The sequence below is a fragment of the Streptomyces sp. NPDC002386 genome (assembly GCF_053593175.1).
In genome coordinates this window covers 13908-38087 of record NZ_JBSFBX010000022.1, presented here as the reverse complement: position 1 = coordinate 38087, position 24180 = coordinate 13908, and the positions used below count along the sequence as shown (strand labels likewise).

At 73.2% G+C, this 24180-nt stretch carries 18 protein-coding genes and 1 pseudogene; 9 read left to right on the top strand and 10 right to left on the bottom strand.

Features of this window, described 5'->3' with window-relative positions; translation table 11 throughout:
- The first annotated feature begins 39 nt into the window (after positions 1-39).
- Entirely contained in the window at positions 40-510 is a 471-nt protein-coding gene (locus ACWCPN_RS32390; protein ID WP_451213592.1) for a universal stress protein, read from the top strand.
- On the opposite strand, the gene ACWCPN_RS32385 is transcribed toward ACWCPN_RS32390, so the two are convergent.
- Positions 446-1690: an MFS transporter gene (locus ACWCPN_RS32385; protein WP_451213589.1), complete on the bottom strand. Its 1245-nt coding sequence runs from the start codon at positions 1688-1690 to the stop codon at positions 446-448. The two genes, ACWCPN_RS32390 and ACWCPN_RS32385, sit on opposite strands and share 65 nt — an antisense overlap.
- Positions 1691-1859: 169 nt before the next feature.
- Here ACWCPN_RS32385 and ACWCPN_RS32380 point away from each other — a divergent pair, with 169 nt between their 5' ends.
- Positions 1860-3284 (top strand): amino acid permease, encoded by a 1425-nt coding sequence (locus ACWCPN_RS32380; RefSeq protein WP_451213586.1) that lies wholly within the window; start codon positions 1860-1862, stop codon positions 3282-3284.
- On the opposite strand, the gene ACWCPN_RS32375 is transcribed toward ACWCPN_RS32380, so the two are convergent.
- Positions 3285-4427, bottom strand: coding sequence for a CapA family protein (locus tag ACWCPN_RS32375; protein ID WP_451213583.1), 1143 nt, complete (start codon positions 4425-4427; stop codon positions 3285-3287). It abuts the gene before it with no gap.
- A 242-nt stretch (positions 4428-4669) separates the two neighbouring features.
- Between ACWCPN_RS32375 and ACWCPN_RS32370 the strand changes: the two genes are divergently transcribed.
- From ACWCPN_RS32370 to ACWCPN_RS32360, 3 genes are all read left to right on the top strand, one after another.
- Complete coding sequence (locus tag ACWCPN_RS32370) at positions 4670-5218, top strand: sigma-70 family RNA polymerase sigma factor (RefSeq protein ID WP_451213580.1); 549 nt, start codon at positions 4670-4672, stop codon at positions 5216-5218.
- A 155-nt stretch (positions 5219-5373) separates the two neighbouring features.
- Entirely contained in the window at positions 5374-5895 is a 522-nt protein-coding gene (locus ACWCPN_RS32365; protein ID WP_451213577.1) for a hypothetical protein, read from the top strand.
- 194 nt (positions 5896-6089) lie between these two features.
- On the top strand, positions 6090-6743 hold the full coding sequence (locus ACWCPN_RS32360; protein ID WP_451213574.1) for a zf-HC2 domain-containing protein: 654 nt from the start codon (positions 6090-6092) through the stop codon (positions 6741-6743).
- 46 nt (positions 6744-6789) lie between these two features.
- On the opposite strand, the gene ACWCPN_RS32355 is transcribed toward ACWCPN_RS32360, so the two are convergent.
- Positions 6790-7653, bottom strand: coding sequence for an Fpg/Nei family DNA glycosylase (locus tag ACWCPN_RS32355; RefSeq protein ID WP_451213571.1), 864 nt, complete (start codon positions 7651-7653; stop codon positions 6790-6792).
- 40 nt (positions 7654-7693) lie between these two features.
- A complete protein-coding gene (locus ACWCPN_RS32350) occupies positions 7694-9805 on the bottom strand; it encodes a SpoIIE family protein phosphatase (RefSeq protein WP_451213568.1) in 2112 nt (703 codons plus the stop codon).
- A gap of 165 nt (positions 9806-9970) precedes the next feature.
- On the opposite strand from ACWCPN_RS32350, the gene ACWCPN_RS32345 reads away from it, so the two are divergent.
- Complete coding sequence (locus ACWCPN_RS32345) at positions 9971-11398, top strand: lipase maturation factor family protein (protein WP_451213565.1); 1428 nt, start codon at positions 9971-9973, stop codon at positions 11396-11398.
- 2 nt (positions 11399-11400) lie between these two features.
- A pseudogene (locus tag ACWCPN_RS32340) lies at positions 11401-11636 on the top strand (FCD domain-containing protein); the annotation flags it as partial.
- A 53-nt stretch (positions 11637-11689) separates the two neighbouring features.
- Here the strand turns inward: ACWCPN_RS32340 and ACWCPN_RS32335 are convergent.
- Genes ACWCPN_RS32335 through ACWCPN_RS32310 form a run of 6 tightly spaced genes read right to left on the bottom strand, consistent with a single transcriptional unit; the run spans position 11690 to position 21185 of the window.
- Positions 11690-14710: an alpha-mannosidase gene (locus ACWCPN_RS32335; RefSeq protein WP_451213562.1), complete on the bottom strand. Its 3021-nt coding sequence runs from the start codon at positions 14708-14710 to the stop codon at positions 11690-11692.
- A 44-nt stretch (positions 14711-14754) separates the two neighbouring features.
- Entirely contained in the window at positions 14755-16773 is a 2019-nt protein-coding gene (locus ACWCPN_RS32330; RefSeq protein WP_451213559.1) for an endo-beta-N-acetylglucosaminidase, read from the bottom strand.
- Entirely contained in the window at positions 16770-18026 is a 1257-nt protein-coding gene (locus ACWCPN_RS32325) for a glycosyl hydrolase (protein ID WP_199212944.1), read from the bottom strand. Before ACWCPN_RS32325 ends, ACWCPN_RS32330 begins: the two co-directional genes overlap by 4 nt.
- 50 nt (positions 18027-18076) lie before the next feature.
- Positions 18077-19000 carry a carbohydrate ABC transporter permease gene (locus ACWCPN_RS32320; RefSeq protein ID WP_451213555.1) on the bottom strand — a complete coding sequence of 308 codons (924 nt, stop codon included), beginning with the start codon at positions 18998-19000 and terminating at the stop codon, positions 18077-18079.
- Positions 18997-19890: a carbohydrate ABC transporter permease gene (locus ACWCPN_RS32315; RefSeq protein ID WP_451213552.1), complete on the bottom strand. Its 894-nt coding sequence runs from the start codon at positions 19888-19890 to the stop codon at positions 18997-18999. The genes ACWCPN_RS32320 and ACWCPN_RS32315 overlap by 4 nt, the downstream gene beginning before the upstream one ends.
- Positions 19891-19895: 5 nt before the next feature.
- Positions 19896-21185: an ABC transporter substrate-binding protein gene (locus ACWCPN_RS32310; RefSeq protein WP_451213549.1), complete on the bottom strand. Its 1290-nt coding sequence runs from the start codon at positions 21183-21185 to the stop codon at positions 19896-19898.
- A 238-nt stretch (positions 21186-21423) separates the two neighbouring features.
- Between ACWCPN_RS32310 and ACWCPN_RS32305 the strand changes: the two genes are divergently transcribed.
- Together ACWCPN_RS32305 and ACWCPN_RS32300 are read left to right on the top strand one after the other, a co-directional pair.
- Positions 21424-22515 (top strand): LacI family DNA-binding transcriptional regulator, encoded by a 1092-nt coding sequence (locus ACWCPN_RS32305; RefSeq protein WP_451213546.1) that lies wholly within the window; start codon positions 21424-21426, stop codon positions 22513-22515.
- 220 nt (positions 22516-22735) lie between these two features.
- Entirely contained in the window at positions 22736-24112 is a 1377-nt protein-coding gene (locus tag ACWCPN_RS32300) for an amidase (protein WP_451213543.1), read from the top strand.
- Positions 24113-24180 lie beyond the last annotated feature (68 nt).

Below are 24180 nucleotides of genomic sequence, written 5' to 3'. Positions count from 1 at the left end.
TGCCTGGGACGGAGGGGGTGCTTCCGATAGCCTCGGGCCGTGACGGAACAGCACGAACAGCACGCGCACCGGTTCGAGCGTGGTACCGACGGGCCCAAGGTCATCCTGGTCGGGGTGGACGGCTCCGACTCCTCGCTGCGCGCCGCCGCGTACGCGGGCGGTCTGGCCCGCCGGCAGCGCGCGCTGCTGGCCGTCGTGTACGTGCAGCCGGTGCTCGCGGCCGGGGCCGCGCTCGGGGCGCCGGTGGCGGAGACGACCGACGAGATCGCCGAGGACCTGGTCGCCTACATCCGGGAGGCCGCCGAGCGGGTCCGGGGGATATTCGACATCCGGTGGGAGTTCCACACCTTCCGCGGCGACCCCTACAACGGCCTGGTGAAGGCGGCCGACGAACTCAAGGCGGACGCGGTCGTGGTCGGCGCCTCGGAGCAGGCCGGGCACCGCATCATCGGCTCGGTGGCGGTGCGGCTGGTGAAGGCCGGGCGCTGGCCGGTGACGGTCGTTCCGTAGCCGGCTGCCGCAGCAGCAGCGGGGTCGCGAGGAGCAGCACACCCGCCGCGGCGATGGCCGCGCGGGGGCCGGTGAGCGTCGCCAGCAGTCCCCAGAGGGCGGTCAGGGCGGCCGTGGTGGCCTTGCCGGTGATCGACCAGGCGGAGAGGGTACGGGCGACCCGGTCGTTCGGTGTGCACTCCAGACGCCGGGTGGCGTACACGGGGCTGTAGACGCTCGAGCAGGTGATCACGCCGAGCTCCAGGGCCATCACCAGCAGCAGCCCGGGCAGCCCGGGCCCGACGAACGCGAGCCCCACCGGCCAGACGGCGCGCAGGACGGTCGCGCCGCGCAGGACGCGCCACTGCCCGTACCGGGTGACCAGCGGCCGGGCCAGCCGGGAGCCGAGGAGGCCGCCCAGGCAGGGCACGGCGAAGGCGAGGCCGTACTGCCAGGGGGAGAAGCCGAGCGGGCCCAGCATCAGGACGGCCAGCGGCGGTACGGCGACCATGATCAGGGCGTTGGCCGCGAGGTTGTTGAAGAACAGCGGCCGCAGTTCCGGGGTGGACAGGATGTGCCGCCAGCCGTCGAGCAGGTCGCCTGCCCGCAGGCGTTCCGTCTTCCCGCGCTGGGGGCGGGGCTCACCGGCGCCGACGGCCCGGATGCCCAGCGCCGACAGCAGGAAGCTGACCGCGTTCGCCACGACCGTGACGACCGGGCCGAACAGGCCGATCGCGGCGCCGCCGAGCGGCGGCCCGAGGACGAGGGCGGTCCAGTTGGCCGACTCGAAGCGGGCGTTCGCGCCGAGCAGCCGGTCGGCCGGGAGGAGCGTCTTGAGGAAGGCGCCGGAGGCCGCGTTGAAGGTGATGTCGGCCGCCGCCACGACGACCGAGACGAGCAGCATCTGGCCGATCCCGAGGCCGCCGAGCGCGTAGGCGGCGGGGATGGTGAGCAGCGCCGCGAACCTGATCAGGTCCATTGCGATCATCACCGGCCGCTTGAGCCGGAGATCGACCCACGGTCCGAGCGGCACCGCCGCCACGGCGCCCACGGCCGGCCCGGTCGCGGCGAGCAGCGCCACCTCGGCGGGCCCGGCGTGCAGCGCGAGGACCGCGATCACCGAGAACGCGTCGAAAGCCAGATAGGTGCCCAGCGCGCTCACCGTGTACGCGGCCCACAGCCACCCGAACCGCCGCCCCATGCGGAACCTCCCGTCGGTCCCCGCCATCAAAGCGAACGCGGGCCCCCGGAATCAAAACCCGGCCCCGGCCCGGGCCGGACCGCCCGTGCGTGGCGTCTTCCGTAAGGAGCGCCGCTGAGCCATCATGATCCGCCGTCAGCCGTTTGCCGTCGGCGAAGAGGTGGAACCTGTGGCCAAGCTCCGAATGGGCGAAGGAATTCTCCGCCGCAAACCCATCGAGCACATCGAGGAGACCGAGGTCGGCGAGGGCGGCGGGCTGGAGCGGTCGCTCGGCCTGTGGCAGCTCACCGCGATCGGTGTGGGCGGCATCATCGGTGCGGGCATCTTCACGCTGGCCGGCACGGTGGCCAACGAGACGGCCGGTCCCGCGGTGCTGGTGTCGTTCCTCATCGCCGGTCTCGCCAGCGCCTGCGCCGCTCTGTCGTACGCCGAGTTCGCGGGCATGATCCCGAAGGCGGGTTCGGCGTACACCTACGGGTACGCGGTGCTCGGCGAGTTCGCGGGCTGGTTCATCGGCTGGGACCTGCTGCTGGAGTACACGGCCATCGTGGCGGTGGTCGCCATCGGCATCTCCGGCTACTTCGGCTTCCTGGTCGGGGAGATGGGCGCCGATCTGCCCGCCTGGATGCTGGGCGCGCCGGGCACCGGTCACGGCCACCGGGTGGACCTTTTCGCGGCCGTGCTGTGCCTGCTGATCGCCTGGCTGCTCACCCAGGGCATCCGCAGCGCGGCCCGGTTCGAGACGTTCGTGGTCGCGCTGAAGGTGCTGGTGGTGCTGCTGGTGATCGGGGTGGGCGTGTTCCACATCACCTCGTCGAACTACCACCCGTTCTTCCCGTTCGGCCTCAGCGGCGCCTTCACGGGCGCCGCGACGGTGTTCTTCGCGGTGTTCGGCTACGACGCCATGTCGACCGCCGCCGAGGAGTCCAAGGACGCCCAGCGGCACATGCCCAAGGCGATCATCTACTCGCTGGCGATCTCGATGGTGCTCTACGTCGCGGCCTGCCTGGTGCTGACCGGTATGCAGAACTACAAGGACATCGACCCGGAGAGCGGCTTCTCCACGGCGTTCAAGTCGGTCGGGCTGAGCGGGCTGGCCGACGTGATCGCGGTCGGCGCGATCATCGGCATCCTCACCGTCATGTTCACGTTCATGCTGGGCGTGACCCGTGTGTGGTTCTCGATGTCCCGGGACGGGCTGCTGCCCCGGTGGTTCGCCAAGACCCACCCGACCCGGCACGTGCCGACCCGGGTGACCTGGATCGTCGGCGGGGCGTCGGCGCTCATCGCCGGGTTCATCCCGATCGGCGAGGCGGCCGAGCTGACCAACATCGGCATCCTGCTGGCGTTCGTGGTGGTGTGCACGGCGGTCATCGTGCTGCGCTACCGGCAGCCGGACCTCCCGCGCGGCTTCCGCACCCCGTGGATGCCGTTCGTGCCGGCGCTCGGGGTCGTCTTCTCCATCTGGCTGATCACGTTCCTGCAGTGGCAGACGTGGGTGCGCTTCGCGGTGTGGTTCCTGATCGGCTGCGTGATCTACTTCGGCTACTCCTACCGGCGCTCGGTGCTGGCCGGGCGCCGGCCGGCCGACTGATCAGTCCGCCATGACCAGGCCGTCCCCGGCGGCTCCGCGGCTGAGGACCACGTCCCGGATGCGGTCGCGCACCCCGTCCAGCTCGGCGCCGCCGGCGATGGCCCGGTTGAGGTCGAGAACCCGCCCGGCGTCGACGTCGTACATCTGCGGGACGAACTCGGCCTTGGTGACCCGCCAGCGGTCGCCGGGGACGGCGGGCGGGGCGAAGGTGAAGCGGGCGGTGGTGGACTCGTTGCCCCGCGAGTCCCGGACGCCTCTGTCGTTGAACATCTCGCCGGCGATCTGGTCGCCGAGGCCGTAGACCACCCAGGTGCCGTTGACCTTCTGGTAGGCCTGCGGGACGTGGGCGTGGGTGCCGAGGAGCAGGTCGATGTCCCGGCGGCCGCCGGTCTTCGCGGCCGTCAGGGCCGTCGCCAGGGCGAGCTGGGCCCGGTCCGGGGCGTCCTGCCACTGGGTGCCCCAGTGCACGGAGACGACGACCAGGTCGGCGCCCGCCACCCGGGCGGCGCGGGCGTCGGAGACGATCCGGTCGGCGTCGAGCGGGTTGACGGCCCAGGGCTGCCCGGACGGGAGCGGCCGGCCGTCGGTGCCGTAGGTGTACGACAGGTGCGCGATCCTGGCCAGGCCCGCCCGGTACAGGGTGACCGAGCGGGACTCGGCCTCGGTGCGGGCGGTCCCGGTGTGCCGCAGGCCGGCCCGGTCCAGGGTGTCCAGGGTGCGCCGGATGCCCGCGGCGCCGTCGTCCAGGGCGCGCTCGGAGGCGGTGGCGCAGCCGTCGTAACCGGTCGCGGCGAGGCCGGCGGCGAGCTGCGGCGGGGAGACGGCGTCCGCGGTGCCGTCGCCGGTGACGGTCTCCAGGTGGCACAGCGCCAGATCGGCCCCGTGCACGAGGGCTTCCACCTCCGAGAGCATCGGGCGGTAGTCGTGGCCGTGGCCGCCGGCGTCGTAGGCCGCCCGGTCGGCTACGGAGCGGTCCGGGAGCACGTCGCCGGAGGCGACGAGCGTGACCGCGCGGGCGACCGGCGGTGCCGGTGCCGGGCGGCCCGCCGCGACGGGCTCCTGCCGCTCCTGGTTCAGGCAGGCGGCCCCGGCGGCGAGCAGGGCGGTCAGCGCCAGCGCCACCTGATGCCTGCGTGCGATCATCGCTTCACCCCAGCGTCGTCGTCATTGCGGACGTCTCGTTCACCGACAAGTCTTTGACGGCATATGGGTATGAATCCGGCTCCCGGCGCAAACAAACGCGCCACCGGAATTAGGCCATCCGGTGCCACCCGCGCCGGTGCGCGCACCGCTCGCGCGACCGCTCACCGACGCGATCGGACCGTCCGTCGCAGAGCGGCGCGCGCCCCCTGTCCTCCGGCGGCGCCGTGCGCTGCCATACCGCCATGACGGCCGGAACCTCACTTCCCCACCGGACGACGACCGCCGAGCACGAGCTCGCCGCACTCCAGCGCGAGCACGGCGGCCCCCTCTTCGCGCTGCTGCTGAGGCTGAGCGACGGAGACCGGCAGCGCGCCGAGGACCTGGTGCAGGAGACCCTGGTGCGCGCCTGGCAGCATCCGGAGGCCCTGCACGCGGCCGACTTCGACTCGGTACGGCCCTGGCTGCTGACCGTCGCCCGCCGGCTCGCCATCGACGCGCGGCGGGCCCGCCGGGCGCGGCCGCCCGAGGTCGGCGACGAGGTGCCGGAGAACGCCCGGGTGACCGCGGACCACGCCGAGCGGGCCGCCGCGACGCTGGACGTCCGGGAGGCTGTGAAGACACTCACGCCGGCCCACCGTGACGTACTGGTGCTCGTGTATTTCCGCGGGGCCAGTGTGGCGGAGGCCGCGCGGACCCTGGGCATTCCACCCGGTACCGTGAAGTCCCGCGCGTATTACGCGTTGCGCGCCCTGCGCGGGGTCCTTCCGGGTTATGCGGCCGACCTGCGGTGAAACCGGCCGCCGGGTCAAACCTCGGTAAAGCGCCTTGCTGAGAACCCCGTTGGGGCAATCAGCTGTCCTCATCCGGGTTTCCGGACGGGGGCCGGGCCCATGGGCGGGCCCGGAGGTTCCGGCGAGGCGCGCGCACCGGAGGAAGGCGGGAAGGGATGCCGCACAGAGGTCATGGGAGCACCGACGGCAGCGACGGCGTAGGCGGTGAACTGGCCGTCCCGATGGCCTGGTTGTACGCCGAGTACATCGCCGACGAGCTGCTGCGCACCGGCGATCTGATGCCGCCGACGTCCTTCGAGTTCCGGGCCGGGCGGGACGCCCTGGCGCTGACGGTCTTCCTCTCCGACACCGACGGCGAGCTCTCCGGCATCCGGGTGATCTCGCAGCTGGAGAACTGGCTGTCGCTGACGGCGTACGACCAGCAGTGGCAGGAGTGGGTGGGTCTGCGGATGGCCGAGCTGGCCGCCGAGGAGTCGCCGGCCGCCGCCCCCTCGCCCGACCTCGCGCTGGCCGCCGACGCCTGGCGCTGGCTGGAGGAGACCGAGCTGCTCGCGCCCGATCTGGACGCGGTGCCGGGCGGTGGCACGCTGTTCGGCGAGGACGACGGGCCCAAGGTGTGGACTCCCGCCTGGCGGCTCGGGCTGCCCCTCGGCCATCTCGCCATCCACCTGTTCTGAGGCCCGGGGACCGGGCCCGGCCTGCCGATGGCGAGTTCCTGAGGTTTTCTGGAAATCGCACCAATCCGCGGGGCGGACCGCTCCGAATCTCTTGGTCACGATTCGGTGTGCGCCTTGAGTGATTCGGTTGTCGGGTGCGTACGGATGGGAGCACGGAGTAACCCCACCCGCACCCATCGGCACGAGGATTCGGCATGAGGTCCCTGGAAAGGCATCGCGACGTCGGCGCGTACGCGCTCGGCGTGCTGGACGAGGCGGAGGCCTTCCGCTTCGAGGACCACCTCATGGAGTGCCCCCGGTGCGCGGCACAGGTGACCGAATTCGGTCCCGCCGCACGGCAGTTGATGCTGTACCGCCGGGCCACCCCGCGCTTCGTGAACCCCGTGGCCCAGCCCGGTGCCCGGCTGCTGGACCGGCTGCTGGGCGAACTGGCGCTCCGGCACCGCGGCCGGCGCCGCCGCTTCCTGTACGGCCTGGCCGCCTCGGTCGTGCTGGCCGTGGCCGGAACGGGGGTCGTGCTGCACTCCGCGCACGGGGATACGGCCGCCCGGGTGACCGCGGCGACCGATCCGGGCACCGGGGTGTGGGCGCAGGTGACCACGGAGGACGGAGACCTCGGCAGCCGGATGCGGCTGGACGTGAAGGACGGCTCCGGGCCGCACTCCTGCCGGCTCGTGGTCGTCGGGCGCGACGGCTCGGAGCAGACGGTGTCCGGCTGGACGGTGGGCCCCCACGACAGCGGGACGACCACGACCATGGCCGGCTCCTCGATGCATCCGGACCAGATCGCCCGCTACGACGTGCGCACCACGGACGGACATCCGCTGGTGTCGCTCACGCCCCGCTAGGGGCGTCCCGGCGGGGCCGGGTCCTTCCCCGGCCGGGCGGGCCGCCTCACTTCAGCAGCCGGGAGAGTCTGCGGTCGGCCAGCGGCTTGCCGCCCGTCTGGCAGGTCGGGCAGTACTGGAGCGAGGAGTCGGCGAAGGAGACCTCTCGAATGGTGTCGCCGCACACCGGGCAGGGTTCCCCGGTGCGGCCGTGGACCCGCAGGCCGCTCTTCTTCTCCGCCTTCAGCCGTCCGGCGGCAAGGCCGCGCGAGCGCTCGACCGCCTCGGTGAGGGTGGCGCGCAGTGCCTCGTGGAGCCGCCCGGTCTCCTGCGGGGTCAGGGACGCGGCGAGCTTGAACGGCGACATCCTCGCGGCGTGCAGGATCTCGTCGCTGTAGGCGTTGCCGACGCCCGCGATCAGGGACTGGTCGCGCAGCGCGCCCTTGAGCTGCCGTCTCTCGTCCTTCAGCAGGGCGGCGAGGCGGTCCGCGTCGAAGTCCGCGGCGAGCGGGTCGGGGCCGAGCCGGGCGACGCCCGGGACCTCCTCCGGATCGCGGACCACGTACACCGCGAGCCGCTTCTGGGTGCCGGCCTCGGTGAGGTCGAAGCCCTCGCCCGTCTCCAGCGCGACGCGCAGCGCGAGCGGGCCCTTGCCGGGCCGGGGCGGGCCGTCGGGCAGCCGGTCCCGCCACTGGAGCCAGCCCGCGCGGGCCAGGTGGGTCACCAGGTGCAGCCCGTCGCCCGTCGCCAGGTCGAGGAACTTGCCGTACCGGCGCACGGCGGTGACCTCGCTGTTCTCGATCGCGGTGACCGAGGGGTCGTACGTCTTCAGGACGCTGACGGCGACCGGCAGCACCCGCACCACCCGTCGGCCGACCAGGTGCTCGGTGAGGAAGTCCTTCAGCGCTTCTACCTCGGGCAGTTCCGGCATGGTTCCAGAGTGCCATCCGGTGCCGACAACGCCTCGCCGGTCACGCGGCGGAGCGCTTCGGCACCCGGAACTCGCTCCACACGGCCTTGCCGCCGCCGCGCGCCTCCACGCCCCACACGTCGGCGAGCCGGTCCACGAGGAGCAGCCCGCGGCCGGAGACACCGTTCTCCCCCGCGTCGCGGCGGCGCGGCAGCGCGCTGGAGGAGTCCTCGACCTCGACCCGCAGCCGCCGGTCGCTGCCCTCGAGGACCCGCAGGGTGACGATCGCGGCGCCCTCGGTGTGCATCAGCGCGTTGGTGATCAGCTCGTCGGCGACCAGTTCGATCTCGTCGGCCCGGTCCCGGGCGCCCCAGCCCCGGACGGCGGCGCGGATCAGGTGCCGGGCCTGGCGGAGCGCCTCGGGGTCGCCCGGTGCCACGTGCTGCTGGAACCGGCCCCCGGCCCGCGGGGTCTCCAGGGCGCGGCGGCGCAGCAGGAGCAGTGCCACGTCGTCGTCGCCGCCGCGTTCCTCGGCCGCCTCTATCAGCCGGTTGGCCAGCGCGCGCACGTCCTCCGGACCCTCGGCGATGAGGTCCGTCAGGGCGCGTACGCCGTCGTCGAGATCGGCGCCGGGCTGCTCGACGAGCCCGTCGGTGCACAGCAGGAGCGTGTCGCCGGGATCGAGTTCGAGGGTGGAGACGGGGTACTCCAGCCGGCCGAACTCGGCGGACAGCCCGAGCGGCAGACCGCCCTCGACCGGGACGCGGCGGCAGGTGCCGTCCGCGTACCGGACCAGCGGGTCGATGTGCCCGGCCCGGACCACCTGGACGACCCCGGTGGACAGGTCGGCCTCGGCGTACAGGCAGGTGGCGAAGCGGTCGGTGTCGAGTTCGCGCAGGAAGACGGAGGCGCGGGCCATGACGGTGGCCGGGGTGTGGCCCTCGGCTGCGTAGGCGCGCAGCACGATCCGCAGCTGGCCCATCACGGCGGCCGCGTGGGTGTCATGGCCCTGCACGTCGCCGATGACCGCGCCGACGCGGCCGCCCGCGGAGCGGGTGCCCCCGGGCAGCGGGATCAGGTCGTACCAGTCGCCGCCGATGTCCCGGCCGAGGGTGCCGCCGACGGCGGCGGCGCGGTAGCGGACGGCGACGTCGGCGCCGTGCACGCTGGGGATGGTGCGGGGCAGCATGGCCTGCTGCAGGCTCTGGGCCAGGTCCTTCTCCTGCTCGTAGAGCATGGCCCGCTGCAGGCTCTGCGCGATGCTGCTGCCGAGGGCGACGAGTACGTTGCGGTCCTCGGGGGAGAACCCGCGCCGGTCGTCGTAGAGCAGGCCCATCGCGCCGATCGGGCGGGCCTGGGCGATCAGCGGCAGATAGGCGGCCGAGGTGATCCGCAGGCCGGTGATGTGCGGCCACAGCAGCGGGAAGCGCTCGGCGAACTCCTGCGGTGACTCGATGAAGCACGGGCTGAGGGTCCGCACCGCCTCGCTCATGGGGTACGGCTCGTCTATCCGGGTGACCCGGGTGCCGGGTACGAAGCTGCCCGCGGGGCCCTCGGCGACCAGCCGGATGCGGCCCGCCTCGACCAGGCCGAGGACCAGGCTCCTGGAGCCGAGCAGGGTCAGCCCGTGGGTGTCGGTGACGACGTCGATGACGTCCTGCACGGTGCGGGCGTGGGCGAGCGCGGCGGTGGCGATCTGGACCACGTTGGTCTGCTCGCGCCGCGCGGCGTCCAGGGCCGCGGCGTCCTGGCGGTTCGCGCTCTCGATGAGCTCCTCGGTGGCGTCCCGGACGATCCCGATGATCCGGCGCGGCCGTCCGGTCACGTCCCGCCGTATGTAGCCCTGGGTGTGGGTCCACCGCAGGCTGCCGTCGCGGCGGCGGACGCGGAAGTAGGCGCCGTAGTTCTCCCGGCCGTCCTTGATGGCGAGGGCCACCAGCGTGTCCAGGCGGTGCGCCTCGGCGGGCGGCACCCGTACGGCGAGGGTCTCGGGGCGGCCGTCGTACTCGTCGGGGTGCATGTCGAAGATCTCGTGGGCCTGGGCGTCCATGCTGAACAGACCGGTGTCCAGGTCCCAGTCGAAGCTGCCCATGTTGTTGAGCGCCAGGATCGGGTCCGGGTGGGCGGGCCAGTCCTCCGGGAGAGACAGGGCGCTCGCTCCCCGATCAGCCATGGGCCCACCTTGCCAGCATTCGCCCGATTCTTCGAGTGGGGGTCCGCCTCCGCCTCACCCGCCCGTGTTACGCAGGCGGAGGCGTGCGGTACACGGTGTGACGGGCCTCCCCGCGCCATCGGGCGCCTTCGCCGCGGTGGCCTCGACCCTGGCAGGAGCGCAGTTGTGGACTGGTTCACCGCATCCGACTACTGGCTGAGCAGGCTGGTTTTCCAGCGGGGCCTGGCCGCCGTGTACCTGGTCGCGTTCCTGGTGGCCGCCCTGCAGTTCCGGCCCCTGCTGGGTGAGCGCGGCATGCTGCCGGTTCCCCGGTTCACCGCGCGGGTGCCGTTCCGGCGGGCGCCCAGCCTGTTCCATCTGCGCTACTCGGACCGTCTCTTCGCGGCCGTCGCCTGGGCGGGCTGCGCGGTGTCGGCGGCCCTGCTCGCCGGGGTGGACTCGGCCCTGCCGCTGTGGGGCGGCATCCTGCTGTGGCTGGTGCCGTGGGCGCTGTACCTGTCGGTCGTGAACGTGGGGCAGACCTGGTACTCGTTCGGCTGGGAGTCGCTGCTGCTGGAGACCGGCTTCCTCGCCGCCTTCCTCGGCAACGACGAGGTCGCGCCCCCCGTGGTGGTGCTGTTCCTGCTGCGCTGGATCCTGTTCCGGGTGGAGTTCGGGGCCGGGCTGATCAAGATCCGGGGCGACGCGTGCTGGCGCAAGCTGACCTGTCTGGACTACCACCACGAGACCCAGCCGATGCCGGGCCCGCTGAGCTGGTTCTTCCACCATCTGCCGAAGCCGCTGCACCGGGTGGAGGTGGCCGCCAACCACTTCACCCAGCTCGTGGTGCCCTTCCTGCTCCTCACCCCCCAGCCGGTCGCCTCGGCCGCCGCCGCGCTGATGATCGTCACCCAGCTCTGGCTGGTGCTGTCCGGGAACTTCGCCTGGCTGAACTGGATCGCCATCGTCCTGGCGCTGTCCGCGCTGCGGCTTCCGGCGACGGCGCCGTCCGTGCCCCCGGCCCCGCTCTGGTACGAGGTCCTGGTCCTGGCCGTCGCCGCGCTGCTGCTGTTCCTCAGCTACCACCCGGTGGTGAACATGATCTCCCGGCGTCAGGTCATGAACCGGTCCTTCGACCCGCTGCACCTGGTGAACACCTACGGCGCGTTCGGCAGCGTCAGCAGGGTCCGGTACGAGGTGGTGATCGAGGGCACGCTGGACGACGTGCCGAGGGAGGACTCCGAGTGGCGGGAGTACGAGTTCCGGGGCAAGCCCGGTGACCCGCGGCACTGGCCGCGCCCCTTCGCGCCCTACCATCTGCGCCTGGACTGGCTGATGTGGTTCGCCGCGCTGTCCCCGGGCTACGCCGGCGACTGGTTCGGCCGGCTGGTGGAAAGGCTGCTGGAGAACGACCGTGACACCCTGCGGCTGCTGCGCCGCTCCCCCTTCCCCCGGGACACCCCGCCCCGGTTCGTCCGGGCCCGCCTCTTCCGGTACCGCTACACCACCTGGCGGGAGCTTCGGGCGACCGGGGCGTGCTGGGAGCGGACGTTCGTCCGGGAGTACCTGCCCCCGACACGGCTCGCGCGGGCGGCACACGGATCCCGGGGGTGACTCTCGCGGAGGCGGCGGGCAACGGGACGATGGCCGCGACACCGGAGGGGCTGCCCTCCCGCACCTTCCGGGCGCGTGCCCGGCGCGGCTGCCGGGAAGAGGGCGTCGTCGTCCCCACCCGCCGCGGACACGGGGCCGTCCACCGCGCCCCGGCCGCCCGCGCGACCCGGAGGCCGCCCGCGCGGCGGCGGCCGCGCACGTGGGCGAGATCGGGAAGTGGGCACGGCCCGACTCGTGAGCCGGCGGCCTCGGGTCGGCGCCCGTCGCGCCGCGCCGGCCCGAGGCGCCCGGTCAGCGCCTGCTCAGCCGCAGGGTCATCAGCTCGAACGGCCGCAGCCGCACGGTGATCCGGTCGCCGTCCCGGTCCGGGGCGGGGCCCTCGGCGGTCGGACGTTCCAGGAGGTCCGTCACCATGACGCCGGTGACCTCGAAGCCGGCCGTGAGCGTGGCGCGGGCCCGGCCCCCGTAGGCCTCGTGGAAGCGGACCACGACGTCGCCGCTGCCGTCGTCGGCCAGCTTCAGGGCGGTGACCACGACCGCGTCGTCGTCCACCGCGACCAGCGGGGCGACCTCGTGGGCGCCGCTGACGCGCCGCTCCGGCAGGTTGATCCGCCAGCCCTCGCGCACCGCGTCCGCGATCCCGGCACCGGGGACCAGGGCGTGCCGGAACCGGTGGACCCCCTGGTCGGTCTCGGGGTCGGGGAAGCGCGGAGCGCGCAGGAGGGAGGCGCGGACCGTGGTCGTCGTACCGCGGTCGCCGTCGGTGCGGACCGTGCGGGTCACGTCGTGGCCGTACGTCGAGTCGTTCACCAGCGCCACGCCCCAGCCGGGTTCCTCCAGGTGGACGAAGCGGTGGTTGCAGGCCTCGAACTTGGCCGCCTCCCACGAGGTGTTGGTGTGCGTGGGCCGGTGGACGTGCCCGAACTGGGTCTCGGACGCGTACCGTTCGGCGTGCAGATCGAGCGGGAAGGCCAGCTTCAGGAACTTCTCCGTCTCGTGCCAGTCGGCCTCGGTGTCGATCAGCAGCCGGCGCTCCCCCGGCGCCAGGGACAGCACCTGCGTGACCCGCGAGGCCCCGAAGGAGCGCACGACCCGCACCGAGGCGCCGTCCTCGCCCGCCGTCACCGCGTCGGCGTCCGTGAGGTCCGTGACCGTGTTCCGGTAGAACTCGTCGACGTCCCAGGCGTCCCACATGTTCGGGAAGTCGGGGTGCAGCTGGAGCAGGTTCGCCGCGCGGCCGGGGGCCACGGCCTCGCGGTCGGCCCCGATGTCGTACGCGGAGACGACCAGTCCGCGGGCGTCGATCCCGATCCGCAGCAGGCCGTTGTCCAGCACGTGCCCGCCGTCCGGGCGCGGCGCGAGTGTCGTGGCGCCCCGCGTCGTGGCGGCCGCCGCCCCCGCGGCCGGGACGCCGGCGCGGGCGTGCGGGGCGGCGTTGAACACCAGCGGCGTCGTCCCCTCGCCCGCCAGCGCGCGCTGCGCGGCCTCGACGATCCCGGTCAGCTCGGCGGCGACCCGCTCGTACGTCGCCCGGGCCTCGCGGTGCACCCAGGCGATGGACGAGCCCGGCAGGATGTCGTGGAACTGGTGCAGCAGGACCGTCTTCCAGATCCGGTCCAGCTCTTCGTACGGGTAGGGGAATCCGGTGCGGACCGCCGCGGTGGCCGCCCACAGTTCGGCCTCGCGCAGCAGGTGCTCGCTGCGGCGGTTGCCCTGTTTGGTCATGGCCTGGCTGGTCAGGGTGGCGCGGTGCAGTTCGAGGTAGAGCTCGCCGACCCAGACGGGCGCGTCGGGGTACTCGGCCTCGGCCTTCTCGAAGAACGCCCGGGGCGTCTCCCAGACGACGGTCGCGGAGCCCTCCAGGTCGCGCAGCCGGGCCGCCTTGGCGACCATCTCGCGGGTGGTGCCGCCGCCTCCGTCGCCCCAGCCGGTGGGCGCCAGGGAGTGCCGGGCCCGGCCCTTCTCCTTGAAGTTCCGTGCCGCGTGGGCGATCTCGGCGCCCCGCATGGAGCAGTTGTAGGTGTCGACCGGCGGGAAGTGCGTGAAGATCCTGGTGCCGTCGATGCCCTCCCAGTGGAAGGTGTGGTGCGGGAACTTGTTCGTCCGCGACCAGGAGATCTTCTGGGTCAGCAGCCACTTGGACCCGGCCGCCCGGATGATCTGCGGGAGCCCGGCGGCGAAGCCGAAGGTGTCGGGCAGCCAGGCCTCCTCGTTCTCGATGCCGAACTCGTCGAGGAAGAACCTCTTGCCGTGCACGAACTGCCGGGCCATCGCCTCCGATCCGGGCATGTTGGTGTCCGACTCGACCCACATCCCGCCGGCCGGCACGAACCTCCCCTCCGCCACGGCCTTGCGCACCCGCGCCCACACCTCCGGCCGGTGCTCCTTCACCCACGCCCACTGCTGGGCCTGGGACATGGCGAAGACGAACTCCGGCTCGTCCTCGATCAGCGCGGTCATGTTGGCGGTCGTACGGGCCACCTTGCGCACGGTCTCGCGCAGCGGCCACAGCCACGCCGAGTCGATGTGCGCGTGCCCGACGGCGCTGATCCGGTGGGCGGAGGGCACGGCCGGGGCGGCCAGCACGCCGGCCAGCCGGGCTCGCGCGCGCTCCGCGGTGCCGTTCACGTCCTGGAGGTCGACGAGGTCCAGGGCTCCGTCGACGGCGCGCAGGACGTCGTGGCGGCGGGCGGAGTCCTCCGGCAGCTCGGCCATCAGCTCGCCCAGCACCTCCAGGTCCTGCACCAGCCGCCACACGGCCTCGTCGAACACGGCGAGGTCCATGCGGGTGAGCGTGTACTGCGGCTCGTGCCCGGCGGTGTCCTTGTCGCCGAGCGCGGTGGGCCGGAAGGGGTGGTAGTCGAGAATGACCGGGTTGGAGGCGGCCTCGATGTGCAGGCGCACCTGCTCCCCGCCCTCGGCGGGGGCGCCGATCCGGACCCACTGGTTGCGCGGGTTGAGGCCCTTCACCGGGGTGCCGTCAGGCCGGTAGACCAGGCCCTCGCACTGGAAGCCGGGCATGTTCTCGTCGAAGCCGAGATCGAGCAGGGCCTCGACGGTCCGGCCCGCCCAGGCCTCGGGGACGGTCCCGGTCACCCGGAACCAGCTCGTGCCCCAGGGGGCGCCCCACCGGGCGCCCACCTCGATCGGCTCGGGCTCGGCCGCGAGGCCCTCCGCCACCGGTACGGGCTCTCCGGGCGCGTGCCACACGTGAACCCGCAGCGGCACGGACTCGGGGTGGACGGCGGGGCGGACGCGTTCGTCGAGGACGCGCCGGAGACGGGCTTCGACCAGGCTGCGGTCGTCATGCATGCGGGGTGCTCCCTGCTGGGTTCCGGGTGCGGGACACGGGCGGGCTACCAGGTGTGGGTGACGGTGACGGGGGCGGACGCGTCGTACAGCTCCCCCACCGCCCGCAGTTCGAACCGTGCGGCCGTCTCTCCCGGCTCCGGCCGCAGGCCGGGGACGAAGTGGGCGCGCTGGCAGGTGCCGCCGAGGAAGCGGCGGGTGCCGTCGGGCAGGAGACGGTGCAGTTCGTAGTGGCGGACCGGGATCCGGTGGGGCGTGGCGTGCCAGGCGAAGCGCAGGTCGCCTCCGGTGGCGGCGGTGATCCGCAGGCCGGCGGGTGCGGCGGGCGCCCCGGTGGTGTCGCGGACGGCGACGCGGCCGAGCCGCCAGCCCACGGGGCCGCCGCCGGGCGCGGTCAGGCGTACCCCCAGGGCGTGGACCGTGCCGGACAGCCCGGTCAGCCGCACGGTGGAGGTCACCCAGGCGTCGGCGGCGTCGACCCGGTTCACCGGCAGGAAGGCGTACGGCGGTGGCGCACCGGGGCCGTCCGGTTCCCTCGTCGCGACGGCCAGCTCGACTTCCACGTTCCCAGCGTCCGCCCGGTGGGTCAGCTCGACAACCGTGCCGGCGGTGACGGGCAGCCGGGTCGCGTACAGGTCCAGCACCGCCGGCGCGTCGAGCTCGCCCGCCACCAGTACGCTGCTGCCGCCCCGCCACGCGTCGCCGAAGTCGAGCGAGACGGCCGGGCGCCGCCCCGCCGTCCGCACCACCCACCGCCGGGACGGCAGCCGGTCCTGCAGCCCGAGGTGGTTCCAGGGCGCGTCCGACGTGACGGCGCCCTCCTCGTACCAGCGCAGCCCGTGCCCGGTGTTGAACACGCTCGCGAACGGCACCGAGGTCACCGTCGACCGGTCCGCCACCGACACGGCCGGCGCCCGCCAGGGATCGGTGCCGTCGGGCCGCGCGGGGTCCAGCGACCGGCCGGTCCAGAACCGGTCGTCGGCCGCGTGGAAGTCCTCGGGGGTGCGCCGGTCGGCGGGCAGGTGGTTGCGGGTCCACTCGGGCCGGTACAAGCCGATCGAGGTGGTGTGCGCCTTCGCCGTCGGCACGATCGCGTCCCAGTTCACGGTCGAGTCGGACCCGTTCGACTCGACGTCGACACCGGCCCACAGCTCGTAGGGATCGCGGCCCAGTCGCGCGGCTCGGGCGGCGGAGGCGGCCAGCGAGCCCGCGCTCCAGCGGAAGTCGACGAACATGTCGTCGGCGGCCCGGAAGAAGGCCTGGTTGCGGTCGTTCAGGGCTCCCTGCCAGCTCACCGTCCCGTCCACGGTCATCGCGTCGTACCAGGTCACCCGCTGTCCCTTCGCCGCCGCGAGCGCCCTCAGCTCGGTCACGAAGTCCAGTACTGCGGTGCCGAGGGCGGTGTTCCCGCCGCCCGTCTCGGCGTTCAGGAACCAGCCGTCGAAGCCGTACGCCGCCGCCACCGCGACGAGTTGCGCGGCGAGCGGATGACGCCCCGCGGCGTCCTTCTGGACCAGGTCGCGGGTCCAGCGGAGCTGCCCGCCGTAGGCGGTGGGCGGCAGGAAGACGTTGCCGAGGACCGGCACGCCGTGCCGGTGGGCGGCGTCCACGACCGGCGCGTTCGGCGCCAGGATCAGTCCCTCCCCCGCCGAGCCGCCCCAGAACACCAGCTCGTCCAGATAGGCCCAGTGGGTGAGGGCGTAGTAGTCGGCGGTGGGCGACCCCTGCGAGGGGTTGGCGGAGGTGGGCCCGAAGGAGACCAGGGCCTGGACGCGGGCCTGGCCGGAGCGGGCGGTGGTGTTGGCCGGGGTGGGTGTGAAGCGGGCGGCGAGCGGCACGGACGCCGCGTTGAAGGCGAGGTCGGGGTCGTCGGCGGCGCGCCAGGCCTTCAGGCTGCGCCAGGTGACGCCGCTGCCCGGGCTGCCGTCGGGCAGGGAGTCCGGGTACCAGTAGGAGGCGTACGGCGCGGCGGCGGCTCTGGTTCGCGGGGCGGCGAGGGCGGGGGCCGCCGGGAGCAGGGCAGCGGCGGCGCCGGCGATCAGGACCGCGCGTCTGGTGGGCTTCACGGGCGAGGGCCTCCTGGTGGGGTGGGGAGTACCTGGTCGGGCGTGACGACTTCGGTGATGCCGCGGGCGGCGAGGTGTTCCTTGTCGTCCGCCCGGGTGTCGAGGACGGTGGTGGGGCGGGCGCCGTCGGCGACGAGCCGGAAGAAGGCGTCGAAGACGGGACCGCCGGGTGCGCAGCGGGAACGGCGGCCGGGGTCGGCGGGTACGGCGAGGGCCGTGGTGCGCACCGCCGGGGCGGTGCGGGGCCCGCGGGCGGCGCCGGCCAGCACGCGGGCGATGTCCTTGGGTCTGCGGTCGTTGGTGAACAGGCCCAGCCCGTATTCGAGTTCGGGGAAGTCGGCGAGGTCGCGCGAGACGTCGTACGCGCACCACCAGGTGATGCCCCACAGGTCCGGGCAGTCCAGCGCGCCGGCCACGGTGGCCTCGGTGAAGGCTGCCGCGTGTTCGGCGGGCACCAGGGGCGCCGGCGCCCCGACCTCCTGCAGCCAGACCGGCCGGTGCGGCTCCTCGGCCCAGGCCTTGCTCAGCTCGACCAGGTAGGCGGCGTGGTGCTCGGCCGGTACGGAGGTGCGGCCGTGGCGCTGTGCGGTGCCGTTGAACACCCAGGAGTGGACGGCGGTGACGGCACCGAGCCGGGCCGAGTGCCCGGGTGTGAAGGGCTGGTCGTCCTGGTACCAGGCGGCGTCGTAGGAGGCGTGCAGATGGAGCCGGCCGGGGGCGCCCTCGGCGCAGGCGGCGAGCAGGGTGCCCAGCCACCGCTCGGCCTGCTCCGCCGTGATCCGGTCGGGGTCGGGGTGGGGTCCGGCGGCGAACTGGTTGACCTCGTTGCCGATGGTCATGCCGATGAAGTTGGGCCGGCCGGCCAGGGCGGTGGCGAGGGTGCGCAGGTAGTCGGCCTGGCCGTCGACCACGTCCGGGTCGGTGAAGAGGTTGCGCCGGTGCCAGGTGCGGGTCCAGGCGGGGAGGAAGTCGAAGCTGCTCAAGTGGCCCTGCAGACCGTCCACGTTGACGTCCAGGCCGCGTTCGGCGGCGGCGTCGGCGAGCGCCACCAGCTGGGCCACGGCGCGGGGGCGGATCAGGGTGCGGTTGGGCTGGAAGTAGGGCCACAGCGGGAAGACGCGGATGTGGTCGAGGCCGAGGGCCGCGATCGCGTCCAGGTCGGCGCGCACGGCGTCCAGGTCGAAGTCGAGCCAGTGGTGGAACCAGCCTTCGCTCGGGGTGTAGTTGACGCCGAAGCGCACGGCAGGGGGCATACGGTGTCCTTGGCGGGGAGTACGGGGGCGGGCGGCCTTCGGCGGTGCGGTCAGCCCTTGACTGCGCCCTCGCCGACCCCGCGGAAGAAGTACCGCTGCAGGCAGGCGAAGAGGGCGATGAGCGGGGCGACGGCGATGACGGTGCCGGCGGCGACCAGCCGTTCGTCGTTCGCGAAGGTGCCGTGCAGATAGTTGAGGCCGATGGTCAGGGTGAACCTGTCGGGGTCGCTGAGGACGACGAGCGGCCACAGGAAGTCGTCCCAGGCGCCCATGAAGGCGAAGATCGCGACGACGGCGAGGGTGCCCTTCACCGCCGGCAGCGCGATGCGCCAGAACCGCTGCCAGACGTTCGCGCCGTCGACGTAGGCGGCCTCCTCGATCTCGTACGGCAGGTTGCGGAAGGCGTTGCGCATCAGCAGCACGTTCATCGCCGCGACCGAACCGGGCAGTACGACACCGATGAGGGTGTTGTTGAGGCCGAGTTCCCGCATGGTGGTGAACTGGGCGATGATGATGCCCTCCACGGGCACCAGCATCGCCAGCACGAAGGCCAGGGTCGCCGCCTCGCGGCCGCGGTAGCGCAGACGGGCCAGGGCGTACCCGGCGAGGGCCGACCCGGCGCAGTTGGTCACGACGCTCGCGGCGGCGACCTTCAGCGAGTTGAGGGCGTAGTCCCAGACGGGGACGGTGTCCGCGACCCTCGCGTAGTTGTGCAGGGTGGGATGCGCGGGCAGGAACGTCGGCGGTGAGCCGAAGATGTCCTCGGTGGGGCCCTTGAGGGATGTGGAGAGCTGCCACAGGAAGGGTCCGACGGTGAGGGCGAGGACGGCGAGCAGCAATGTGTAGCGCAGGACCAGTTCGGCGGGCCGGACCCGGCGGCCGTGCTCGTCGGTGATCCGCGGTGCCCGGGTGGGGGCCGGTCCGGCCGGCCGGTCCGTGCGGTCCGTGCGCGCCGTCTCCTCCAGGACGCTCATGTCTCCTCCCTCCGGTCGGCGCGCAGCACGAGGAGCATCAGCACGACGGTGACGGCGAACACCACGACGGAGATGGCGGAGGCGTAGCCGACCCGGCCGGTCAGCCCGGTGCCGGTGCGCTGGACGAGCATGACGAGGGTGGTGTCCTCGCCGGCCGGGCCGCCGCTGGGGCCGGCCATCAGGTACACCTCGGAGAAGACCTTGAACGCGGCGACCGAGGAGAGCGCGGCGACCAGCACCATGGTGGAACGCACGGCGGGCACCGTGACGTCGAGGAAGCGGCGGACCGCTCCGGCGCCGTCCACGGCGGCGGCCTCGTGCAGTTCACGCGGGACGTTCGCGAGCGCCGCCAGATAGATGATCATGTAGTAGCCGAGGCCCTTCCACACCGTCACCGCCATGGCGCTGAGCAGGAGCAGCCACTGGTCGCTGAGGAAGCCGACCCGCCCGACGCCGACGGTCTCCAGCAGGGAGTTGACCAGGCCGCGTTCGTCCAGCAGCCACACCCAGATCAGGCCGACGACCACGATGGAGGCGACCACGGGCGTGTAGAAGGCGGCCCGGAAGAAGGTGATGCCGGGGATGTTGCGCTGCACCAGCAGCGCGAGCAGCAGCGGCAGCACCACCAGGGCGGGTACGACACCGGCGATGTACAGGAAGCTGTTGCGCAGCCCGGTCCAGAACATGTCGTCGTGGAGGAGTTCGCGGAAGTTGGCGAGGCCCACGAAGTGCCCCGGGATCAGGGTGCGGCGGTCGGTGAAGGAGTTCACGACGGTCGACGCGAACGGGTAGAGCACGAAGGCGCCGGCGACGAGCAGTCCGGGGGCGGCGAACAGCCACGGACTGCTGGGCAGTTGCCGCCGGATCCGGGAGGTGGCGGGTGCGGCCATACTGCTCAGCCCTGCTGCTTCAGGAGCTGGTCGCAGGCCCTGACAGCGTTGTCGAGAGCTGCCTTCGGGCTCTCCTTGCCCTGGAGCGCCTTGGCCACCTCGTTGCGCAGCGCGGTCTTCATCTGCTCGCTGAACAGCACCGGCGTGTAGTTGACGGCGGTCTTCAGCGACTTGGCGGCGGCGACGCGCACCCGGGTCTCGTCGGTGCCGTCCTCCTTGGTGAAGTACGGGTCGTCGAGGGAGCCGGCGGTGCTCGGGAAGATGGCGACCTTCTTGGCGAAGGACATCTGGTTGCGCGCGTCGGTGACGAAGTGCGCGAACGCGACGGCGGCCGGGGTGTGCTTGGCACGGGAGTTGACCATCACGCCCATCACGTACATGTTGGCGTGCCCGGTGCTGGTGATCTGGTCGGTGATCCCGATGTTCTTGTAGAGGCCGGGCGCCTGCTTCCTGAAGTTGCCGAGGTCCAGGGCGCTGCCGGGGTTCATGGCGACGGCCTGGGTGAGGAACTTCCTGCCGGAGGACTCCGGGGTGGCGGTCAGCGCCTGCGGATCGAGCGCCTTGGCGTCGTAGAGCCGCTTGTACTCGGTGAGGAGTTCGACGCCCTTGGCGTCGTCGAAGGCGAAGCCGGTCCCCTCCTTGTTCATGAGCGGCACGCCGTACCGGCCGAAGTCCTCGATGGTGGGCACGTTGGCGAGCGTGGCGACCTTGCCGCCGGTCTTCTCGGCGATCCGGCGGGCGTCGGTGAAGAGGTCGCCGTAGGTCTTCGGCGGTGCGCCGGGGTCGAGTCCGGCCTTGCTGAACAAGGCCTTGTTGTAGAAGAGCGGCCCGGTGTTCAGGTACCAGGGGAATGCGTACGTTCCGCCGAGGCCCGGTACCTGATGGCCGGCCCAGGCCCCCGGCAGGTACTCGGACTTGTACCCGGCCGCGGACTTGTCGAGGTCGAGGGCGAGCCCGGCCTTGGCGAGCGGGGCGACCAGGTCCGGGGAGACGTTGACGACGTCGGGCAGGGTGCCGCCCGCGGCGTCGGCGCTGATCTTGTCGGCGTAACCCTCGGCCGGCTGGTCGATCCACTTCACACGGGTGCCGGGGTGCCGCTTCTCGAAGTCCGCGATCAGGCCCTCGAAGTACGGCTTGAAGTTGGCGCGCAGGTTCCAGGTCTGGAAGGTGATGTCGCCCTCCACCTTGCCGGAGGCGTCGGTCGAGCCGCCCTCGTCCCCGCCCGAGCCGCAGGCACTCAGCGGCAGGAGGAGGGCGACGGCGGCGGCGGCGAAGGTTCTGCGGGAGATGCGCACGGCGGCTGGGCTCCTTTGCAGGGGGGATGTGGCAGAAGGTGCCGGGCCAGACTGTGCACAGCGTTTGCGGGACGCGTCAATGGATTCAGCCCCGCTAAAGACATTAGTGACTCAAAACCCCTGTTCAGAGCGGTGCTTGTAACCCATTGCCGTGGATCACTAATGCGCTTTAGGGTAAGTGGACTCAAGCGCATTAGCAGTTGGCCGGTACCGGGCCGTCGAGGGAAGGGGCACAGCGTTGCCGGACAAGCGATCACCCGCGCGCCGGCCGACGATGAAGGACATCGCGCGCCGCGCCGGAGTCTCCGAGAGCGCGGTCTCGTTCGCCCTCAACGGCCGCCCGGGAGTCTCGGAGAGCACGCGCGCCCGGGTCCGCCGGGTCGCCGAGCAACTGGGCTGGCGTCCCAGCACGGCGGCCCGCGCCCTCTCCGGCGAGGGGGTGGCGACGGTCGGTTTCGTGCTGGCCCGGCCCGCGGACACGCTGGGCGTCGACTCCTTCTTCCTGCACCTCGTGTCCGGCATCCAGGAGGTGCTGGCCGAGCGTCACCTGGGCCTGCTCTTCCAGGTGGCCCGGGACGTGGCCGACGAGTGCGCGGTGTACCGGCGCTGGTGGGCGGAGCACCGGGTGGACGGCGTCCTGGTGGTCGACCCGCGGGCCGAGGACCCGCGCCCCGGCCTCCTGGACGAACTCGGTCTGCCCGCCGTGGTCATCGGCGGCGCGCCCGGCGGCCGGCATCCCGGTCTTTCCACGGTCTGGGCGGACGACGCCGGCGCGATGGCGTCGGTGGTGGACGAGCTGGCGGCGCTGGGGCACCGCCGGATCGTGCACATCGCGGGGCTGCCCGGGCTGGCCCACACCCAGCGCCGGATCGCGACCCTGCGCGCGGAGGCGGAGCGCCGTGGCCTCACCGGGGTCCGTTCGGTGACCACCGACTACTCCGACGCGGAGGGCGCCGCGGTGACCCGCAGGGTCCTCGGCGGGTCACCGCCCCCGACCGCCCTGATCTACGACAACGACGTGATGGCGGTGGCGGGTCTGGCCGCGGCGGCCGAACTCGGCTTCCGGGTGCCGCGGGACGTCTCGGTGGTGTCGTGGGAGGACTCCGCCCTGTGCCGCATGGTCACGCCGCGGCTGTCCGCCCTGTCCCGCGACAGCGCCGAGTTCGGCCGGACCGCGGCGCGGGAGCTGATGGCGCTGCTGGACGGCGGGGCGGCGCGGTCGGTGGGAGTGCCGGTGCCCCGGCTCACCGGACGCGGCAGTACGGCGTCGGCGTCCACCTCCCCGGTCGGCGGGCACGGCGCGCCCCCGGCGGCGGCGGGGGGCCGGTGACGCCCCTGACGGGGTAGGCGACGCCGTCGTCACGATCCCCGGCGTGAGCGGCATCCGGGCCGCCGGCGCCCCGGAGACCCTCGACGAGCAGCGGCCGCGTCCCGGCCGCTCCCGGCCGCCGGGGCGACGGCCCCGTCCGGCCTCTCGACGCACCGCGCCCGAGCGTGCACAGTTCTCCCTGCGCGCTTGATTCATACCGACGAGTAGCCAGGGAGTGCCCGTGACCAGCTGGGCCGGCCGGACCGCCGCCGACATCGCCGCGGCCGTACACGCGAAGGACGTCACGCCGCGGCAGGTGGTGGCGGAGCATCTCGCGCGGATCGAGCGGCTCGACGGCCGGATCGGGGCCTTCCGCACCGTGCGGGCCGAGGCGGCACTGGCGGAGGCGGACGAGGTGGGGGCGCGGGCCGGCCTGGCCGGTCTGCCGCTCGCCGGGGTGCCGGTGGCGGTGAAGGACAACCTGGCGGTGCGCGGCGAGTCGCACCGCAACGGCTCCGCCGCGACACCGGACGAACCGGCCGCCGAGGACCATGTGACGGTGGCCCGTCTGCGGGCGGCCGGCGCCGTGGTCGTGGGCCTGACGAACGTGCCCGAGCTGTGCGTCTTCGGCACCACCGAGGGCGTCCACGGCACCGCCCGCAACCCCTGGGACCTCGCCCGCACGGCGGGCGGCTCCTCCGGCGGCAGCGCGGCGGCCGTGGCCGCGGGCCTGGTACCGCTGGCGCTCGGCAACGACGGCATGGGCTCGCTGCGCATTCCGGCGGCCAACTGCGGGCTGGTCACCCTGAAGGCGGGGCACGGGGTGGTGCCGGCCGGGATCGGCAACGGCGACTGGTTCGGCATGTCGGAGAACGGCCCGCTGGCCACCACGGTCGGGGACCTGCGGCTGATGCTGTCGGTCCTCGCGGACGACGGGCCCGCCGGTGACGGGCCCGCCGGGCGTACGGAGCGTACGCCGCTCCGTATCGCCGTCGCCCTGCGCAGCCCGCTCGCGGGGGTGAGCGTGAGCCGGCCGTACACGATGGCGGTCCGGGAGGCGGCCGGGGCGCTGGCCGGGGCCGGACACCGGGTCCGGCGCGCGGAGCCGCCCTATCCGCTCTCCCTCGGCGTGACCTCGCTGCGGCACTGGACGGCGGGTACGGCGGTGGACGCGGAAGGCCTCGACCCGGCGCTGCTGGCCCGGCGGACCCGGGTGCACGCGGCCGTGGGCCGCCGCTTCGTCGGGTCGGTCCGCTCCGGGGACGAGCGGGAGCGCCTGCGCGCCCGGCTGACCCCGTTCCTCACCGAGCACGACGTGCTGCTGACCCCGGCCCTCGCCCGCCGCTCCCCCCGGGCCGCCCCGTGGCACGAGCGCGGCTGGCTGCGCAACATCCTGGCGAACACCGCCTACTCGCCGTTCACCCCGCCGTGGAACCTGACCGGGTGGCCGGCGATGTCGGTACCCTTCGGCACGCTGCCCTCGGGCGCCCCCTGCGCCGTACAGCTCGTGGCGCGGCCCGGCCGGGAGGCGGATCTGCTGGCACTGGCGGAGGAGCTGGAGACACTGCGCCCGTGGTCCCGTACGGCACCGCTGCCGGACCCGGCGGACGGGGTCTGATCCAGCCGGAAAGCCGGCCCCGGGGCCGGCTTTTCCGGTGTCGCTGTGGGCGTGACCCTGTCACGCCC

Coding starts and splice junctions, on each gene's coding strand:
- ACWCPN_RS32365 (WP_451213577.1), top strand. CDS start 5,374: ATGCCGCACAGAGGTCATGGGAGCACCGACGGCAGCGACGGCGTAGGC.
- ACWCPN_RS32385 (WP_451213589.1), bottom strand. CDS start 1,690: ATGGGGCGGCGGTTCGGGTGGCTGTGGGCCGCGTACACGGTGAGCGCG.
- ACWCPN_RS32350 (WP_451213568.1), bottom strand. CDS start 9,805: ATGGCTGATCGGGGAGCGAGCGCCCTGTCTCTCCCGGAGGACTGGCCC.
- ACWCPN_RS32375 (WP_451213583.1), bottom strand. CDS start 4,427: ATGATCGCACGCAGGCATCAGGTGGCGCTGGCGCTGACCGCCCTGCTC.
- ACWCPN_RS32315 (WP_451213552.1), bottom strand. CDS start 19,890: ATGGCCGCACCCGCCACCTCCCGGATCCGGCGGCAACTGCCCAGCAGT.
- ACWCPN_RS32320 (WP_451213555.1), bottom strand. CDS start 19,000: ATGAGCGTCCTGGAGGAGACGGCGCGCACGGACCGCACGGACCGGCCG.
- ACWCPN_RS32370 (WP_451213580.1), top strand. CDS start 4,670: ATGACGGCCGGAACCTCACTTCCCCACCGGACGACGACCGCCGAGCAC.
- ACWCPN_RS32355 (WP_451213571.1), bottom strand. CDS start 7,653: ATGCCGGAACTGCCCGAGGTAGAAGCGCTGAAGGACTTCCTCACCGAG.
- ACWCPN_RS32325 (WP_199212944.1), bottom strand. CDS start 18,026: ATGCCCCCTGCCGTGCGCTTCGGCGTCAACTACACCCCGAGCGAAGGC.
- ACWCPN_RS32335 (WP_451213562.1), bottom strand. CDS start 14,710: ATGCATGACGACCGCAGCCTGGTCGAAGCCCGTCTCCGGCGCGTCCTC.
- ACWCPN_RS32360 (WP_451213574.1), top strand. CDS start 6,090: ATGAGGTCCCTGGAAAGGCATCGCGACGTCGGCGCGTACGCGCTCGGC.